Origin of the sequence: Pseudomonas sp. PDM24 (assembly GCF_019218905.1) — a bacterium.
Taxonomy (GTDB): domain Bacteria; phylum Pseudomonadota; class Gammaproteobacteria; order Pseudomonadales; family Pseudomonadaceae; genus Aquipseudomonas.
Genome location: NZ_JAHUWR010000001.1, coordinates 1,754,499 through 1,772,571 on the forward strand (window position 1 = coordinate 1,754,499; position 18,073 = coordinate 1,772,571).

12 protein-coding genes and 1 pseudogene are annotated in these 18,073 nt (G+C 58.2%); 11 read left to right on the top strand and 2 right to left on the bottom strand.

Features of this window, described 5'->3' with window-relative positions; genetic code table 11:
* Positions 1–7: 7 nt before the first annotated feature.
* From bcsZ to KW837_RS07880, 11 genes are all read left to right on the top strand, one after another.
* Entirely contained in the window at positions 8–1,249 is a 1,242-nt protein-coding gene (gene bcsZ / locus KW837_RS07830; protein ID WP_256348554.1) for a cellulose synthase complex periplasmic endoglucanase BcsZ, read from the top strand.
* On the top strand, positions 1,225–5,085 hold the full coding sequence (locus KW837_RS07835; RefSeq protein WP_218395122.1) for a cellulose biosynthesis protein BcsC: 3,861 nt from the start codon (positions 1,225–1,227) through the stop codon (positions 5,083–5,085). The genes bcsZ and KW837_RS07835 overlap by 25 nt, the downstream gene beginning before the upstream one ends.
* A 17-nt stretch (positions 5,086–5,102) precedes the next feature.
* Complete coding sequence (locus KW837_RS07840) at positions 5,103–5,771, top strand: SGNH/GDSL hydrolase family protein (RefSeq protein WP_218395123.1); 669 nt, start codon at positions 5,103–5,105, stop codon at positions 5,769–5,771.
* The gene (locus KW837_RS07845; RefSeq protein WP_218395124.1) at positions 5,768–6,442 is read left to right on the top strand and encodes an alginate O-acetyltransferase AlgF; all 675 of its coding nucleotides are present in this window, start codon (positions 5,768–5,770) and stop codon (positions 6,440–6,442) included. Before KW837_RS07840 ends, KW837_RS07845 begins: the two co-directional genes overlap by 4 nt.
* 18 nt (positions 6,443–6,460) lie before the next feature.
* Positions 6,461–7,870 carry an MBOAT family protein gene (locus tag KW837_RS07850; RefSeq protein ID WP_218395125.1) on the top strand — a complete coding sequence of 470 codons (1,410 nt, stop codon included), beginning with the start codon at positions 6,461–6,463 and terminating at the stop codon, positions 7,868–7,870.
* Positions 7,870–9,030, top strand: a complete 1,161-nt coding sequence (locus KW837_RS07855) for a cell division protein FtsQ (protein WP_218395126.1) — start codon at positions 7,870–7,872, stop codon at positions 9,028–9,030. The genes KW837_RS07850 and KW837_RS07855 overlap by 1 nt, the downstream gene beginning before the upstream one ends.
* A 138-nt stretch (positions 9,031–9,168) precedes the next feature.
* Complete coding sequence (locus KW837_RS07860) at positions 9,169–10,185, top strand: AraC family transcriptional regulator (RefSeq protein WP_218395127.1); 1,017 nt, start codon at positions 9,169–9,171, stop codon at positions 10,183–10,185.
* A gap of 364 nt (positions 10,186–10,549) precedes the next feature.
* Positions 10,550–11,896 carry an MFS transporter gene (locus KW837_RS07865; RefSeq protein WP_218395128.1) on the top strand — a complete coding sequence of 449 codons (1,347 nt, stop codon included), beginning with the start codon at positions 10,550–10,552 and terminating at the stop codon, positions 11,894–11,896.
* 63 nt (positions 11,897–11,959) lie between these two features.
* Complete coding sequence (locus KW837_RS07870) at positions 11,960–12,700, top strand: nitroreductase (protein ID WP_218395129.1); 741 nt, start codon at positions 11,960–11,962, stop codon at positions 12,698–12,700.
* Positions 12,697–14,349 carry an AMP-binding protein gene (locus KW837_RS07875; protein WP_218395130.1) on the top strand — a complete coding sequence of 551 codons (1,653 nt, stop codon included), beginning with the start codon at positions 12,697–12,699 and terminating at the stop codon, positions 14,347–14,349. Before KW837_RS07870 ends, KW837_RS07875 begins: the two co-directional genes overlap by 4 nt.
* A 123-nt stretch (positions 14,350–14,472) precedes the next feature.
* Entirely contained in the window at positions 14,473–15,735 is a 1,263-nt protein-coding gene (locus KW837_RS07880) for an OprD family porin (protein WP_256348622.1), read from the top strand.
* Positions 15,736–15,942: 207 nt separating this feature from the next.
* On the opposite strand, the gene KW837_RS07885 is transcribed toward KW837_RS07880, so the two are convergent.
* Both KW837_RS07885 and KW837_RS07890 read right to left on the bottom strand, forming a co-directional pair.
* On the bottom strand, positions 15,943–16,920 hold the full coding sequence (locus tag KW837_RS07885; RefSeq protein WP_218395131.1) for a lipase family protein: 978 nt from the start codon (positions 16,918–16,920) through the stop codon (positions 15,943–15,945).
* 654 nt (positions 16,921–17,574) lie between these two features.
* Positions 17,575–18,073, bottom strand: a pseudogene (locus tag KW837_RS07890) (12-oxophytodienoate reductase); the annotation flags it as partial.

The window sequence follows — 18,073 nt, forward strand, 5'->3', positions numbered from 1 at the left end:
GCCGCGCATGCCTGTGTCGTCCATGAGCAGCCGAGGTGTTTCACTTCGCCAGTGCCTGCGCGGTAACACGCGCAGGTGGGGCGCCGTGCTTGCGCTTGCCCTGCTGGCGCCTGCGATAGCGGCCGGGAAATCCTGTGAGTCGCCAGCCTGGCCACTGTGGCAAACCTATGCAGCGCGCTTCGTCCAGGCCGACGGCCGGGTTCTGGAATCGAGCCAGGAGAACAATCACAGCACCTCTGAAGGGCAGTCCTACGGCATGCTCTTCGCACTGATCGGCAACGATCAGCCACGCTTTGACAAACTCTGGCGCTGGACCTCAGCCAACCTCGCAGGCTCCGACACCGCCACACGCCTGCCGGGCTGGTTATGGGGGCAAGGCACGGACGGTCAGTGGCGCCTGCAAGACGCCAATTCGGCCGCCGACGCCGACCTGTGGATCGCCTACGCCCTACTCGAAGCCGCACGCCTGTGGCATCGGCCGGACTATCACCAGGACGCCCTGCACCTGATGGCGACAATTGAAGCGCAATTGGTCGTCAAGCTCCCCGGGCTGGGCCCGATGGTGTTGCCTGGACCACAGGGTTTCGTCCAACCGGACGCTCTCTGGCGCTTGAACCCCAGCTACCTGCCACTGCCACTGTTACGACGGCTGGCCAAGGAAGCCCCCTCGGGGCCCTGGCAAGCGATTGCCAACAACACCGCGACGATGATTGCCCAATCAAGCCGCCACGGTTTCGTCGCTGATTGGGTCGGTTATCAAGGCACTTCAGCGCAATCGGGTGCCTTCACAAGCGACCCGATCCACGGCGACACGGGCAGCTACGATGCCATTCGCGTGTACCTCTGGCTGGGCATGAGTGATACCTCTGGACCGCTGGCAGCGCGCCTGCTCAAACGGCTGGACGGCATGGCCCGCAGCACTGTCGCAACGGGTTCTCCCCCGGAAACAGTCCAGGTTCTCCACGGCACTGTTCAGGGTCAGAGCCCGTTCGGATTCTGGGCTGCACTGATTCCCTACCTTGAGGCCAAGGGCCAACCCGGGTTGGCCGATCAGCAACGACGCCGCGTGGAGCTCGCCTTGCACGAAGCACTGGCCAGGCCTGATGGCGAAGCCGGTCCGCCGCGTTACTACAACTTCATGCTCAGCCTGTTCGCCCTCGGATGGGCAGATAAACATTACCGATTCCGGGAAGACGGAACGCTGAAACTCTCCTGGGAGACCGCATGCACGCGCACCACCGCACGCTAGCCATCGCCGTCATGAGCGCATGGACGGCTGCTGCACACGCTCAAAGTCCGACACCACAGGCATTACTCGTCGAGCAAGGGCAGTACTGGCAGTTGCACAAAAGCCCTCAACGCGCGGCGGAAGTCTGGCTGAAAGTCCTGCTGCTGGACCCGGCCCAGGTTGACGCACTGTATGGCCTGGGCTTGATTGGCGTGCAACAGGGCAAGCCACAACAGGCGCAGCAATACCTCGCCCGCTTGCAGGCCATCCAGCCCCCGCCTCGGCAGGCACTGCAATTGGCGCAGGACATCAGCGTGGCCCAACCGCAGAACCAGCAGCGTCTGGAAGAGGCTCGGCGCCTCGTCGATGCCGGTGAGCGTGACAAGGCGACCGTCGTGTTTCGCTCGCTGTTCGATGGCCGTCCACCTCAAGGTACGATCGGCCGTGAGTATTACAACAACCTTGCTTTCAATCAGGCTGACTGGGCTGAGGCACGCAGCGGATTTCAGCGCCTGCAACGCGAGATGCCCAACGACTCGATCGTCGCGCTGTTTTACGCCAAGCATCTGGTGCGCCGTGAAGACAGCCGTGCCGAGGGCGTCCGCGCCCTGGCCGCGCTGACCCAGCGTGCCGACATTGCCGGTGATGCCGACGAAAGCTGGCGCCTGGCGCTGACCTGGATCGGTCCGCCCAATCCGGCACAAGTGCCGTTGTTCGAGGCGTACCTCAAGACGCATCCGGATGACGTGGAAATCCGGGCGCAGATGAACAAGGGCAAGCAACAGGTGGCAACGACGGCCAGCAAGGAATGGCAACCGCCTGCCGAAGTCGCGCGCGGCCTGAAGGCGCTCAAAGAAGGCGATCAGGCCTCCGCCGAACAGGCTTTTCAAGCACGCTTGAAAACCCGGCCCGATGATGCTGACGCGCTGGGTGGCCTTGGGGTTATTCGCCAGCAGCAACACCGACTGGCCGAAGCGGAACAGCTCTTGAGTCAGGCCACGCGACAAAACGACGGCAGCCGCTGGCAAGTTGCGCTGAACGAAGTGCGCTACTGGTCAGCATTGCAGCAGGCCCGCGACGCCCAGGCCAAAGGCCAGACAGCCCAGGCACAGCTCTTGGTCAACCAGGCACTGCGGCTCAATCCAAACGGGGTAGATGCTCGCCTCGCCCTGGCGGATATTCAGGCCAGCGCGGGCCAGTTCGATGACGCTCAGCGCAACTATCGGCAGATTTTGAACCAGCGCCGCGACGACCCTCAAGCACAGGAAGGGCTGGTCAATATGCTGCTCAAGAGCGGCAAGAACGATGAAGCCCTGCAACTGATCAACAGCCTGCCCGCCACCGGACAGGCAAAGATCGGCCAGTCCGCACGCCTGCAAGCCTTGCGCGCGACGCAACTGGCCGCCCTCGCCGAACAACGCAACGACCTGCCCGCTGCGCGCAATGCCTTGCAAGACGCGCTGCGCGTTGAGCCGGACAACATCTGGACACGTTTCGCCCTGGCCCGCCTGAACCTGGCGATGGGCGAACCGCAAAAGGCTCGGGACCTGATCAACGCCATGCTCCAGGCCCGCCCCGACAATGCCGATGCGCTTTACGTCAGCGCCTTGCTGTCGGTGCAGATGGGTGAGTGGAAAGCCGCCCAGACAACGTTGGGACGCTTGCGCCCCGACCAGCGCACCCCGGACATGGACGCGCTGGCCGCTGATGTCAGCCTCAACCTGCAACTGCGCCAGGCGATCGAGTTGGGCAAGCGCGGCCAGCGCCAGGAAGCCCTGACCTTGCTCGATCGTATTCAGCCGACGGCCAACAACAGTCCCGATCGCATGGCGAGCCTGGCCTCGGCGTATGTCGACATCGGCGAGCCAACCCGTGCGCTGGCCCTCATGCGCGGCCAGTTGCAAAACACCACGGCGCCCTCGGCGGACTTCATCCTGCAATACGCGGCGGTCCTGCTTAAAACCGGAGAAGACGCACAGGTCAACGAGATTCTGCGCGACCTTCAGAACAGGCCCTTGAACGCGCCGGCTCGCAAGCGTTTCGACGACCTGCTCTATCTCTATCGCATCCGCCAGGCTGACCAGTTGCGTGAACGAGGCAATCTGGCCAGCGCTTATGACACGCTAGCGCCCGCACTGGCGCAACGTCCCGGTGACAGCGCCGCCGTCGCGGCATTGGCGCGGATGTACTCGGCCAATGGTGACACGGCAAAAGCCCTCGAACTCTACAAACCGCTATTACAACGTCAGCCAAACGACCCACAACTGCTGTTGGGTGCCGCCGACGCGGCGGTGTTGGCACAGGACACGGCCTTTGCCGAACAGGCACTGCAACAGTTGCTCAAGACTGAATCCGGCAACCCTCAAACACTGACAGAGGCCGCCCGCCGCTACCAGAACATGGGCCAGACCGGCACGGCGACCGATCTGCTGCGCAAAGCGGTGGCCATTGAACAGAGCGAGAAACGCAGGAACCAGGGAGGCCAACTGGCCGGCTCGACGGTGGCGCCCAACCCTTTTGCCGGGATTTCGGGTCCACGTAGCGAGGTCAGTCGCGACACCTTGCTGGCAGCGATCCCGCCACCGGTCCAGGAGATGCCGGGCAGCGTGAAGTCTTACACCCCTTTTGGCATCGACGCCCCGCCAAGGCCGCAGCAGGCGAGCAATCGATTCGAGTCGCAGCTGCCGCGCGCAGCACTGGTGAGCGAGGACATCAGCCCCGCGCAACTGGCGCTGAATAAAATCCTTCAGGAGCGCAGTGCCTACGTCACCCAGGGCGTGAGCATTCGCAGCAACAACAGTGAGTCGGGGTTGAGCAAACTGACCGATATTGAAACACCGTTGGAAATTAATATCCCGCTGGATGAAAGCCGCGTCGCCCTGCGCGTGACGCCCGTCTCGCTGAACGCTGGCAGTGTCAGCGGCGATGCACTGTCGCGCTTTGGTAGCGGTGCGCAGAGCGACGGCGTCGGCTCGCAAAAAGCCGAGGGTGTCGGCCTTTCCGTCGCTATTCAACGGCCTGCGGATGGGCTCAAAGCTGATCTGGGCACCACCCCGCTCGGCTTCAAATACACCACCGCCACTGGCGGCATCAGCATTGATCGCCCCGTGAGCGACTCCTCTAATGTCCGTTACGGCGTGAGCGTTTCCCGGCGTCCGGTAACTGACAGCGTCACCTCGTTTGCCGGCACCACGGACAAACGCAGCGGGCAGTCCTGGGGCGGCGTGACCGCCAACGGCGGGCGTGGCCAGTTGAGCTTTGACGACAACGAAGTCGGCGCCTATGGCTACGCCTCCTGGCACCAGCTGTTGGGTAACCATGTTGAGTCCAACAACCGCAGTGAACTGGGCAGCGGTGTCTACTGGTACCTGAAAAATGCAACGGACAGCAAGCTGACCGTCGGCCTGAGCATGACCGGCATCAGCTACGCCAACAATCAGGACTATTTCACCTATGGCCACGGCGGCTATTTCAGCCCGCAGACGTTCTTCGCCCTGGGCATTCCGGTGACCTGGGCACAACGCACCGGGCGCTTGACGTATCAAGTCAAAGGCTCGGTCGGCGTGCAGCATTTCGAGCAGGACAGCGCCGACTATTTCCCCAACGACAAAGCCCTGCAAGCGGCCTCGGGCCTGCGCTACGAAGGGCAAAACAAAACCGGGATCGGCTACAGCGTCGCCGCGGCGGCTGAATACAAGGTCGCTTCGAACTTCCTGCTGGGCGCCAATCTGGGCCTGGATAACGCCCACGACTACCAACAACTCAGCGGTGCCCTGTCTTTGCGCTACCAGTTCGAAGACATCAGCGGCCCCATGAGCCTGCCGGTCAGCCCGTATACCTCGCCTTATTCCAACTGATCATTCTGGAGCTTTCGATGCCCACTTCTGCCCTTGCCGGCCTGTCCCTCCTTGTTCTTGGGGAGAGCCATATGAGCCTCGCGGACCATTTGCTGGAGCCGCTGCACGACAACCTGACTCGCCAAGGCGCACTGGTTCATTCCATCGGTGCCTGCGGTGCCAGCGCCGGTGACTGGCTGATCAGCAAAAAGGTCGACTGCGGCGCCGAGCGCAAAGGCAACGACAAGATCGTGATCAAAGGGCGCGAGGCAACCACCACACCGATCCAGGACCTGATCGCCGCCGACAAACCCGACCTGGTGGTACTGGTCATCGGCGACACCATGGCGTCCTATGACAAGCCAGTGTTTCCGAAGGCCTGGGCATGGCAAAGCGTCACCGGACTGGCCAAGGCCATCGCGGCCACCGGGACCCGTTGCGCCTGGGTGGGCCCGGCCTGGGGCAAGGCCGGTGGCATGTACCAGAAGAATGATGCCCGCACCCAGTTGATGTCTCAGTTTTTGGCCGCGAACGTCGCGCCTTGCACCTACATCGATTCGCTGACGCTCTCCAAACCCGGGCAGTGGGTCACCACCGATGGGCAGCACTTCACCGTCGCCGGTTATCAAGCATGGGGCACTGCGATTGGCGGTGCGTTGGCCAAACTGCCCGCCAACACCGTCAGCAGCACAGGAGCCGGCAAATGAGCCGATACGCATGTGGCTGGGCGCTGTTCGCGCCCTTGATGCTGAGCCTGCACGCCCAGGCCGCCGACATTGCCCTGTACCCGACAGGCCCGGATCAGGACTCGGCCTTCCTGCGCTTTATCAACGCTGCTGACCAACCGTTGCAGCTGCTGGCCGAAGGCTCACAGGCCAGCCTAAGACTCGAGGGTTCGAATGCCGTGTCCGACTACCTGCCCGTCCCCGCCAACCAGGCGATCAAGGGCACCCTGGAACGCAACGGCAAAAGCCAGCCGCTGGACATCCAGGTGGCAGCAGGCGAATTCGCCAGCGTGATCGCTTTGCCAGACAACGCTCAAGGTATCCGCCAGGTCGTCATCCGTGAGCAACCCGACGACTTCAATAGCCTGAGAGCCTCGCTGGCGTTTATCAGCGCCGACCCAGCGTGCGCCCAGGCTGGTTTGCGCGCTGCGGGGAAGAACGCCGACCTGTTCAAGGAGGTGGCCGACGGCAGCGTGCAACGCCGAGCGATCAACCCGGTCAGCCTGTCGGTTCAATTGGTCTGCGCCAAAACCAACGTCGGTGCCCCGCTTGACTTGGGCCAGCTCAAGGCCGGCGAGCGCTACAGCGTTGTGCTGCTACCTGGCGCAAAGGGTCCGCACCTGTTGCTCGCGACTGACGTCCTGGCCCACTGATCGGATCGCGCCACCACCATGGTTTTTGCCTCTCTCGAGTTTCTGACGTTGTTCCTGCCGCTGTTCTTGTGCACTTATGCAGTGTGCCCAGCCGCCTGGCGCAACGTCACGCTACTGATCGGCAGCTGGCTGTTTTATGGCTGGTTGAGCCCCCGGTTCCTCGCAGTGCATGTGGTGCTGACGATCACGGCGTGGGCCGGCGGTTTGCTGATTGACGCCTCGCGGGAAAAAGGCACGGGCCGCGTGCGGCTACTCGTGATGCTGATCGTGCTCAACACGGCGGTGCTGTGCTGGTACAAGTACGCCAACATCGTCGCCGGCACGTTGATCGATGCCGTCACCTGGTATGGCGCCATGCCGCAGGACTGGCAGCGGGTCATCATGCCGGCCGGGCTATCGTTTATCGTATTGCAGGCGATTTCCTATCTGGTGGATGTACACCGCCGCACCGTGCCGGTCGAACGCAGCTTCATCAATTACGCCACCTATATCTCGATGTTCGGCCACTCGGTCGCCGGCCCCATCATTCGCTATGACTGGGTTCGGCGTGAGCTGAATCAGCGTCACTTCAACCTGCAGAATTTCTCGCTGGGCGCACGCCGGTTCATGGTCGGGATGAGCATGAAGGTGCTGGTGGCCGACACCCTGTCGCCGGTGGTCGATGTGGCGTTCAGTTTGCCAAACCCCAGCTTCTCCGACGCCTGGGTTGGCTGCCTTGCCTACTCCCTGCAACTGTTCTTCGACTTCGCCGGCTACAGTGCCATGGCGATTGGGCTAGGACTGATGCTGGGATTTCACTTTCCCGAGAACTTCGACCGTCCGTATCTGGCCAACAGCATCCAGGACTTCTGGCGTCGTTGGCACCTGTCGTTGTCCAGTTGGTTACGTGACTATTTGTATATTTCGCTGGGTGGCAATCGCAACGGCACCTGGAAGACCTATCGCAACCTGTTCCTGATCATGGCCATCGCCGGCCTCTGGCACGGTGGCGATAGCTGGAATTATCTGCTGTGGGGCAGCGCCCATGGCATTGCGTTGTGTGTGAATCGTGCCTGGAACAGCTCTACCCTGTCCCCGGTACCGCCGGTGCTTTCCCATGGGCTGACACTGCTGTTCGTTTGCCTGGCCTGGACACTGTTCCGCGCCCCCGACTTTCACAGCGCGCTACGCCTGTATGCCGGGCAGTTCGGCCTGCAGGGCATCGCCCTCGGTGATGAACTGTCCGCGACCCTGCGCCCGGTACACGGCCTTGCGGGCTTGCTGGGTGTGTTCGGAATCGTCGCACCGCTGCTGCGCCCTTACTGTGAGAAACAACTGGGCGGCATTGCGTTTTACACCGCCGCTCTTTGGCCCATCGCCGGTTTAATGCTGTCGTTCGCACTGATCGCCAGTCGCGAAACCGTACCCTTCCTGTACTTCCAATTCTGATGACGAACCTAAAGCACACCCCGCCCCCCACTCCGCCAGATGATCTGGCGACACGCAGCAGTCGGTTGGCAGGCGTGGCGCTGCTGATATTCCTGTTCGTCGGACTGCTGTCCTCTGGCCGTCTGATTGTCTCAGGGCAAATCTCGCTACCCGATAAAGTGCTGCCCCCGCAGATTCTTGACGGCGATATCACTCATCGGATCGCCAAGGAACTGTCGAACGCTCAACTCCCCACGACCTTCGCCGAGCTGGAGCGCGGTGCCAGTTGGCTGCTCCTCGGGGACACCGGGCCGAGGGTTCGCTCGGGTTGTCCTGACTGGTTGTTTTTGGCCGATGAGCTCAAGGTCAATGATCAAGCGCAGCGCAATGCCGATGCCAAAGTCCAGGCGGTGATTGATCTGAAGCAGCAGCTCTCCCAACGTGACATCAGCCTGCTGGTGGTCATCGTTCCAGACAAGAGCCGCATCGCTTCCGGGCAGCGTTGCGCACTGCACCGTCCAGCCGTTCTCGAAGGGCGCATCCAGACCTGGGCCTCGAAATTAGACGGGGCTGGCGTATCGAATCTGGACCTCACCGGTGCGCTGACACCACTGGGGGCCAGTGCCTGGTTGCGCACCGATACGCACTGGAGCGAATCCGGTGCGAAGGCGGCGGCCGATGCCATCACCCAGCGCCTGAAGACCCTGGGCATCAGCGCAACGCCACGCAGGTCGTTCAACGAAAGTCATGCCCCGCTCGCGGTACGACCTGGCGATCTGGTCCATCTGGCGGGCATCGACTGGCTGCCGCTCAACTGGCAACCCGCACCCGAAATGGTCGCCCAAACCAACACCCACGAACGTCCCGCTGCGTCAGCCGACAGCCCTGATACTGAGGCAGACCTCTTTGGCGATGCCGACCTCCCCAACAGCGCGCTCATCGGCACTTCGTTCTCACGCAACTCCAACTTCGCAGGGTTCCTGCAGCAGGCACTGGGCGCCCCCGTGGGTAACTTCGCCAAAGACGGCGGAGCGTTCTCTGGCGCTGCAAACAGCTACCTCAACAACCCGGCCTTCAAAGAAACGCCGCCCAGGCAAATCATTTGGGAGATCCCGGAGCGGGACCTGCAGACGGCTTACATCGACCCCATTGCCTCTGATTTTAAAGTCACCAGCGAGTAGTTGACGCCTTCTGATGCGTGACGAGCAATGGTCAAAGCCATCAGCTTGCATGAGCGTTTGGGCCAAAAAATCGTCTCGCTGGCGAGATAACTGCGCAAGCAATACAGTGAGTAACGGTCACACATCCACGGAGAACTTATGGCGAACATCCTGGACAAAGGAACAACGTCAATCTCACTGGTGCATGAAGCTCTTCATAGCGCTAAGCAACGAGGCATGGATCTGGCCCTTGCGCTAGCAAATGCGGACATAGACCCTCAATTGCTTGATGCCCCAAGAGCTAGAGTTTCAGCTGTTTCTTTTGCTCGTCTGTGGGTGGAACTGGCAGACCTGCTGGATGACGAGTTTTTCGGCATTGATAGTCATCCAATGCGCCGAGGCAGCTTCAAGCTGATGTGTCACGCGCTACTCGATTGCTCAACCTTGGGACAGGCTTTACCTCGGATGCTCTCGTTCTTGCGGTTGGTACTCGATGACATTCATGGCGAGCTATACGTCAAGGAAGACCAAGCGTTTATCGTCCTGCAGGATCAGGGGATATTGCGACGACTATTTGCTTACGGCACCTGGTTTATCTTGGTACATGGCCTGTCATGCTGGCTTGTAAACCAACGGATTCCATTGCAGACGCTCAGTTTCAGTGCTCCAAAGCCCGACGATGAAAGCGACTACCGAATGCGTTTTTGCGAGAACATTCAATACGATGCGTCAACGACCGCTGTGAGCTTTGACAAAAAATTCCTGGACATGAAAATTGCGCAGTCGACCGCAACCCTTCGCGGGTTTCTAAAAGAATCTCCTGCCAGTCTTTTGGTGAAGTATCGCAACGACGACAGTATCAGCGCACAGATAAGACGACACTTGCGAGGGTTGAGCCCAGACCAATGGCCCGAACGGGATGACCTGGCACTTGTGCTGCGCATGTCCAACTCGACACTTCAGCGCCGGCTGCAGTCAGAGGGCACCCATTATCAGAATCTCAAGGACGATCTGCGTCGCGACATGGCCATTGATCTGCTTTCGCGTGGAGATATGACGGTTACGGAAGTCGCGGCAGAAACCGGCTTTCAGGAAACCAGCGCCTTTCATCGAGCGTTCAAGAAATGGACAGGCGTCAATCCAGGTGCTTATCGACGCCATCATTTAGATGAGTGAAGTCCACCAAGTGGCAAACTCGCTCTACTCCCACGCGTATTAGCCGCTAGCCAGGAGCTCGTCCCTGGCATTCGCTATCACCACCCTGTCCTCACACCGCAGCGGGTTCACTCGGCGCTCTTGCGACATGCCCAAACAGCTCACATAAGTTGGTGCGGCCAGGCATGGGCGGCGCCAAATCGCCTACCTAGAATGACCGCAAATGGCTTCCCTACGAACGCCAGTCGCTAGAGGTCAACAATTCCAGATCGAGGTTGCGGTGGTCAGTGAGTACCCCAATGGCTAACCGCTTGGGGGAAAGCAACCCTGATGTACCTAAGCAAGTGCACTTCACCAACAAAAATAAAATTGAAGGAGACACGATATGCAATCAGTGAACGTCTACACGCTCGCGGGCGAATCAAAATTCAACGGATTTCATCGACTGATTCTTTTCTGGTGCGTGCTGATTCTGATCATCGATGGTTATGACCTCGCCGTAGTCGGCGCTGCACTGCCCGCCATCATGCAGGACATGGGAATTGACGCTACAAGCGCTGGTGTCATGGCCGGGTCGGCCCTGCTCGGGACAATGCTGGGCGCTATCTTTCTGGGCACCTTAGCCGATCGTATCGGCCGTCCTAAAATGATCGCCATCTGCGTAGCGTTGTTCAGCCTGTTCACAGCGGCTGCGGGGCTTACCAGCGACCCGATCAGCTTCAGCATCGCCCGTTTCATCGCCGGGCTGGGGATCGGTGGCGTCCTTCCGATCGTCACCGCACAGATGGGCGAGTTCTCGCCAGCGAAACTTCGTACCCGGCTGGTGACCTTAGTGTTTGCGGGTTACTCCGTGGGCGGCATTCTGGTCGCGCTCACGGGCAAACAACTGATCGAAAGTCATGGTTGGCAGTCCGTCTTTTACGTCGCAGGCCTACCCGTCCTGTTAATCCCGCTGATTCTGAAGACCCTGCCAGAGTCCATGGCGTACTTGCTCAAACAAGGCCGCCAAACGGAACTGCGCGCCATCGTCAAAAGAATCAATCCCGCTTATCCGCTGAGTAGTGACGCTGTACTCGCGGGCAATCCTGCCGAGACAAAAGCTTCGCTCGACAGTCCGATCAAAGGGCTATTCAGCGAGGGTCGCGGGTTCAGCACGGTCATGATCTGGGCTGCATTCATGACGGGTCTGTTCATGGTCTACGCGCTCAATTCCTGGTTGACCAAATTGATGGCAATGTCAGGTCATAGTCTTGGCTCGGCTCTGAACTTCGTCATCGTGTTCAACGTGGGAGCGATTATCGGTGCGATTGGAGGCGGATGGCTCAGCGATAAATTCAACATCAAGTATGTGCTGATTACATTCTACCTCGTGGGAGCAGTGGCGCTCACCGTGATGGGTTTTACACGTTCAACCGAACTGTTGTTCGTGGTCGTATTCATTGTTGGCGCCTCAACACTCGGAACTCAACTGATTGCCTACGCCTACGCAGGGGATTTCTATCCCACTCCAATCCGTTCGACAGGCGTGGGCTTCGCGTCTGGAGTTGGCCGAATTGGCGCAATTATCGCGCCGGTACTAATCGGCAGGCTCGTTTCATTGGCCTTGCCACTTGAACAAAACTTCATGGTGATCGCCCTCGCAGGCCTCATAGGCGCCTTGGCGGTCACGTTCGTAAACCAGGCACATGCGGACTCCACCCAGGTCAGCAAAGCGCCAGCCTTATCACGCTGACAGACTGCTAGCCGTCTTCATGTTCCTGACCATCTGGCTTGAACACGTTAAAGGATATGTACCTTGAATCGCTTGTCACTACCGCCACTGTCAGCGCAAGAGCTTAAGCGCACGGTCGACTGGGCAATCGCCTCACGCCGCAGCGTCAGAGCCTTTCTCCCGACAGCTGTGCCCCATGAAGAAATTGAAGCGATTCTAGACATCGCTCGCTTCAGTGCCTCGGGTGTGAACATGCAGCCATGGCGCGTTCACGTCGTAACCGGTGACGCCAAAGATCGGCTGTCGATGGCAATCGCCGCTATCGACAACGATCCGCAGCTCAGTAGCGACCTGCAAGATCCTTACGAATACTACCCACGCGAGTGGGTCACGCCCTATGTTGATCGCAGGCGTAAGGTGGGTTGGGATCTCTATGGGCTGCTGGGGATTGCCAAAGGTGAAAAGCAACGCATGCACCAACAGCACGGGCGCAACTACCGATTCTTCGATGCCCCGGTTGGCCTGCTGTTTACGTTGGACAAAGTGCTTGAGCAAGGCAGCCTCCTGGATTACGGCATGTTCCTGCAAAGCGTCATGCTGGCTGCACGTGGCCGAGGCTTGCACACGTGTCCGCAGGCTGCATTTCTCAAATACCACAATGTCATTTCAGACACTCTGAACATCCCGGCCGAGCAAATGCTGGTATGCGGCATGAGCCTTGGTTACGCCGATCCCGTGGCTATTGAAAACACGCTGGTAACGGCGCGGGAGCCAGTCAGTGCTTTCGCAGTTTTTCACCATAATAATAAGGAGACCTGCCCATGATTAGTGGCGCATACGCAAGTGGACTCGATCAAAGCCCGGCCAACCATGTCCCGCTCACCCCACTTGGATTCCTGGACCGAGCCGCACTGGTACATCCTGAGCGGGTGGCCATTATCCACGGAGAATTGCAACGCACCTGGGCGCAAACACGCGAGCGTTGTTACCGACTTGCATCATCGCTGGTAGGCCGAGGCATCCAGCTCGGCGATACCGTGTCCATCCTCTCACCCAACACGCCAGCGATGGTCGAAGCGCATTTCGGGATTCCGTTATCGGGTGCCACCCTCAATACAATTAACCATCGCCTGGATGCCGATGGCATTGCATTTATTCTGCGTCACAGTGAATGCAAATTGCTGCTGGTCGATTGCGAATACATGGCCGTTGCGTCTGCGGCACTGGAGCAGCTCGAACTCCGTCCGGCACTCATCATGATTCGCGATCATCTAGCCACGGTATGTGTCGATGCAGATGCCCCAGACTATGAAGCACTACTCGCCGAAGGTGACCCGCAGTTCAAGGGGGTATGGCCCACCACTGAGTGGCTGCCTATTGCCCTCAACTACACCTCGGGCACTACGGGAGACCCAAAAGGTGTGGTGGTCAGTCACCGAGGCACTTACCTGATGAGCCTGCTGCAAATGACCAATTGGTCGCTTCCACCGGCACCTCGGTACCTATGGACGCTGCCAATGTTTCACGCCAACGGATGGTGCTTCACCTGGGCAATTGCGGCGGCAGCAGGGACACATATTTGCTTGCGTAAGGTATCTGCAGAAAACGTCTTCGATGCCATTTCCAGGCATAAGGCTGACCATTTTTGTGCAGCCCCAACCGTGATGGCCATGATTGCCAATGCGCCGAAACCACCAGTGCTCTCGCACTCGGTTCGCGTACTGACAGCTGGCTCTCCACCACCTGCGACAGTGCTGGACGCAGTGGTGTCGATGGGTTTCCAGGTTGATCACGTGTACGGCATCACTGAAGTGGCAGGTACGCCTATCAGCTGCGTTTGGCAGGACGGCTGGGATGAACTCAGCGCACCAGAAAAAGCCAGAATGCGTGTTCGACAAGGTTCGCGTGCTGCGGCGTTCGAAGATTTGATGGTTGCCGACTCGGAAACATTAGCGCCCGTACCCCATGATGGCCAGACCACAGGTGAACTGCTGCTGCGTGGCAATACCGTGATGATGGGCTACCTGAAAAACGAGGCAGCGACGCAGAAGGCATTCGAAGGCGGTTGGTTCCATACCGGCGATGTAGCGGTGGTTCATCCCAACGGCTACATGCAGATCACCGACCGCTGCAAGGACGTCATCATCTCCGGTGGCGAAAACATATCCTCCGTAGAAATCGAAGACATCCTCCATGGTCATACGTCGGTACTTCATGCAGCCGTGGTGGCACAGCCGGACGATAAATGGGGTGAAGTGCCCTGCGCGTTCATCGAGCTGAAAAGTGAATCTCAACAACCTACCGAGGCTGAGCTCATCGCGTATTGCCAGTCACGTTTGGCCCGCTACAAGTGCCCAAGCCGAGTGATATTCATGGAGCTTCCTAAAACGGCCACTGGAAAAATCCAGAAGTTCATTCTTCGCCAACAAGCGGGTAGTCGGGAAGCCATCGTACGACTGGCTTCAAGCGGCTGACACTCCCTCGGCCACACTTCACTTTATAAAAGACTATCAACATGCGGAGCGCGGGCGCGTAGCTCCCTTAGGGAGTTGCGCGCGTTGCAATCACCAAAAACAACAACAAATGGTGCATTAGAGATGGCAAAAAAACGTATGACGTCGGTCTCGACAATCCTGTTCACTTGCGCGGCTCCAAACGCCTTCGCGGACTTTATCAAGGACACACAGACAAGCCTTGAATTGCGTAACTTCTACTACAACCGTGACTTTCGCAACGATGGGGCCAAACAATCCAAACGCGATGAATGGGCTCAAGGCTTTATCTTGAATGTGCAGTCCGGCTTCACTGAGGGCACGCTTGGGTTTGGCGTCGATGCGCTCGGTCTGCTGGGGGTCAAATTGGACTCCAGCCCGGACCGAACCGGCTCGGGCCTATTGGCCTATGATTCACAGCGCAATGTAGATAACGAGTACAGCAAATTCATTCCAACCGCCAAGGCTCGCCTTGGTCGCAGCGAGATACGCATTGGTGGTCTCAACCCGGTACTCCCACTGCTGTCCAGCAATAACAGCCGCCTGCTCCCACAAGTGTTTCGCGGTGGAATGCTGGTGTCCAAAGACCTGGAGCCTGTAACCTTCAGCGCGTTACGAATTAACGCAGTGAAACAGCGAAACTCAACGGACTTTGAGTCACTGACGGCTTTTGGGTACAAACCGGTAAAGGCCGATCACTACACCTATCTCGCACTCGATTACAAACCCTTGCCACAACTCTCACTCAGCTATCACGTGGCTGAACTGGAAGATCTCTACCGCTCGAATTTTTTCGGTCTGAAGTTTGAAAGAGCACTTGGCTCCGGAGCAGTAATCTCCGACGTCCGATATTTTTCTGCCAGCGAAACAGGGGATGAAGGTATAGGTGATGTGAACAACCGCACCCTCAGCTCGATGCTTTCTTATCGCCAGAGCGGCCACACCTTCGGCGCAGGTTTTCAGAAAGCCTGGGGGGATACATCGTTCGCCATGATCAATGGCGCCGACACGTATCTGTTCGCTGAGTCGTTGGTCAGCACATTCACAGCCCCCCAAGAACGCGTCTGGATCGCACGCTACGATTTCGACTTCGCAGCGGCAGGGCTACCTGGACTTACCCTGGGTTTGAAATACGCAAAAGGTGGAGATGTAGATCCCACCCTTTTGGGCTCAGCCCAAGCAGCGTCTCTACGATCGGAGGGAAAAGATGGCAAGGAATGGGAACGCGTTACCGATATTACTTACACAATACAAAGCGGCCCGTTCAAGAATGTGTCGGCACAATGGCGAAACTCGACAAATCGTTCCACCTACGCCGATAGCGCCAATGAAAATCGACTGATATTTCGGTACACGTTCAAATTTTGAATGATGAAATCGGTCGATGACCGTGGCGCCAGCATTTAACTGGTCAATCCGAAAACCAAGTGAGCGCAGGATGAATTCACCATCCACATCGCGTCTGCTTAAGCACCGTTGCGAGTAATAGGTTTACGGATAAACGGGTTGCAGTTAAGGCTTCTCAAAGAAATGCCCTAACTACAACCCGAACGTCTGGACGACGAGACTATCTCACTAGCTGCCGAACGGCGGCATCGGTATATCGCCGGGCTGCAGGCCCAACAGTGTCATGTACTCATAGACGTGCTGATAGCCGGATTGAGACTCGTAGCTTGTGCAGTCGGATTGAAGTTTCCCACAGAGCCGCAGCTCCATGTTCGCGCTGCCCATTCCCCATTGCGTATAGTTCAGGTTGTTATTCACAACCTTGTCTATGCAGGAACAAACCATGTTCCTCGTGTTTTCCTTGGGATCGACCTCATAAAGGGTCAGGGAGTAATCGAGAGAAGTTGCACACCACGCCATCGGAACAACATCCAGCGTGTTGTAGATGCGTAGCGCATTGCCGGCCATTTGCTTATTGAAATAGCTGGCGAAAAAACCATCTCCCGCCGTGGGCGCAGCAAAGGTTTCGCAAAAGAAGTTAAAGCCCGGGAACCTGTCTTTCAGATAAAGCGCGAGCACCGACATGAGCGCACCGCCAAGGCTATGTCCAACCAGACGGATCGTCGCCCCACTTTGCTGCCTCCCAAGAAAATCGCACAGTGTGCCCGTGGCACCGATAGTCGAGGCTGTGGTCAGTATCGCGTTCACACCATCCGCCGTTCCCTGGGCGATACTCGCCGATCCCTGGTAACCCGGAATAACGCTCTGCAACGGCACCATTGGAAAAATATCAAGATCGTCCACCTGATCCTTTAAGGAGTCCTTGAGTGTCCCACTCGTCACCACGACGATGTCATTCTCGCCGGCCAGCACTACGGTGATGTGCGCCGCGTGTTCGCCATCCATCACCAGCGCAGGGCCCCAGACCACGCCATAACCGCCGCCTACCTTGGAGGCATTCAGACGCGAAAGGATATTGTCCGTAACCTGACTCGGCGTAGGATTCTTCATGTTTTTCCAGGACTGAGAATGCAACGCCGCATTGTTGACCACGAAAGCGTGTGTAAGACTGATTTGCCTTTGCTGAAGTGAGTCTAGCGAAGTCATGACTGCTCCTTGTCTCGAAGATAAATAATTCAACGGGACCAACGAAAACTCACGGCTGCCGTCGATCCTTCTGGGCCAGCAAGACCGAGTGTAGTCGCAGTTTTGGAAGCATCAACTTGATGTGCAGCCATTTGAGCAGCAGGTCGAACGGTCCTTGATTCCGTCAATCCCGAAGCTGCTGGTAGACCGCTGACCAGGACCCGAAGCGTTTGGGCCCGAGCTTCGTGCAAGCCTCGACGAGCAATATGAATGCTGAGGAAAGCCACGAGTTTTATACAGTCCAACTCGGCTTGCCTGCTCCGCTAGCCTAGTCGCCGATGCATTTTTCGCCGCAGCCTTGCAGCTCCAATTGGTGGATGCCCCGCGACGCACAAATATGGACGCCATGACACGGTGCCCACTCGCGCCATGAAGTATCTAGCGCTACATTAATTAGCGACGCTGTGTAGCCTGCGCATAAACTCCCAGGCCACACTGCAACCCAATCCTGTTTGCGCGGGTGTTGAGTGGCCTTAACATGTTCGGTCATTGAAACAGTCAGGGCGCACTCAACAACAGATTACGACTCGACCTCGCAAAATCCGAGGCGAGACCTCTGATTTCTTCAGGCTAAAACCTTTGTAACATTACACTTTCCATACTCCGTAATAAGGCTCAAACCAATTCGGCTAAAGATGCCGGATTGAAGCCCTTCAGATCCGCGTAATCGCCTTTTTCAACTTTGGCGGCCCAATCCTTGTCACTCAGCAGAACACGCCCTACAGCGATCAGATCAAACTCTTCGCGCTCCATGCGCTCGACGAGCCGATCCAAACTCGCAGGGGTTGATCCCTTGCCGGCGAAGGCATTAGTAACATCATTTTCTAGCCCAACCGAACCAACACTGATGGTCGCGGCCCCGGTTACTTTCTTCGCCCAGCCCGCGCAGTTCAGGCCGTTCTCACCGTCAATCTCGGGGAACTCAGGTTCCCAGAAGCGGCGTTGTGAGCAGTGCAGGACGTCGACACCAGCCTCGACCAATGGCAACAGCCAGTCTTCCATCACAGCTGGTGTTTCAGCGACGCGTACGCCGTAGTCCTGTTGCTTCCACTGGCTGACGCGCATGATGATCGGGAATTCAGGGCCAACAGCATGACGAACAGCAGATACGATC

Bases quoted from the DNA above. Each gene is read 5' to 3' on its own strand.
- KW837_RS07875 (WP_218395130.1), top strand. From the start codon at position 12,697: ATGATTAGTGGCGCATACGCAAGTGGACTCGATCAAAGCCCGGCCAAC.
- KW837_RS07850 (WP_218395125.1), top strand. From the start codon at position 6,461: ATGGTTTTTGCCTCTCTCGAGTTTCTGACGTTGTTCCTGCCGCTGTTC.
- KW837_RS07855 (WP_218395126.1), top strand. From the start codon at position 7,870: ATGACGAACCTAAAGCACACCCCGCCCCCCACTCCGCCAGATGATCTG.
- KW837_RS07845 (WP_218395124.1), top strand. From the start codon at position 5,768: ATGAGCCGATACGCATGTGGCTGGGCGCTGTTCGCGCCCTTGATGCTG.
- KW837_RS07885 (WP_218395131.1), bottom strand. From the start codon at position 16,920: ATGACTTCGCTAGACTCACTTCAGCAAAGGCAAATCAGTCTTACACAC.
- bcsZ (WP_256348554.1), top strand. From the start codon at position 8: ATGCCTGTGTCGTCCATGAGCAGCCGAGGTGTTTCACTTCGCCAGTGC.
- KW837_RS07840 (WP_218395123.1), top strand. From the start codon at position 5,103: ATGCCCACTTCTGCCCTTGCCGGCCTGTCCCTCCTTGTTCTTGGGGAG.
- KW837_RS07835 (WP_218395122.1), top strand. From the start codon at position 1,225: ATGCACGCGCACCACCGCACGCTAGCCATCGCCGTCATGAGCGCATGG.
- KW837_RS07860 (WP_218395127.1), top strand. From the start codon at position 9,169: ATGGCGAACATCCTGGACAAAGGAACAACGTCAATCTCACTGGTGCAT.
- KW837_RS07880 (WP_256348622.1), top strand. From the start codon at position 14,473: ATGGCAAAAAAACGTATGACGTCGGTCTCGACAATCCTGTTCACTTGC.
- KW837_RS07865 (WP_218395128.1), top strand. From the start codon at position 10,550: ATGCAATCAGTGAACGTCTACACGCTCGCGGGCGAATCAAAATTCAAC.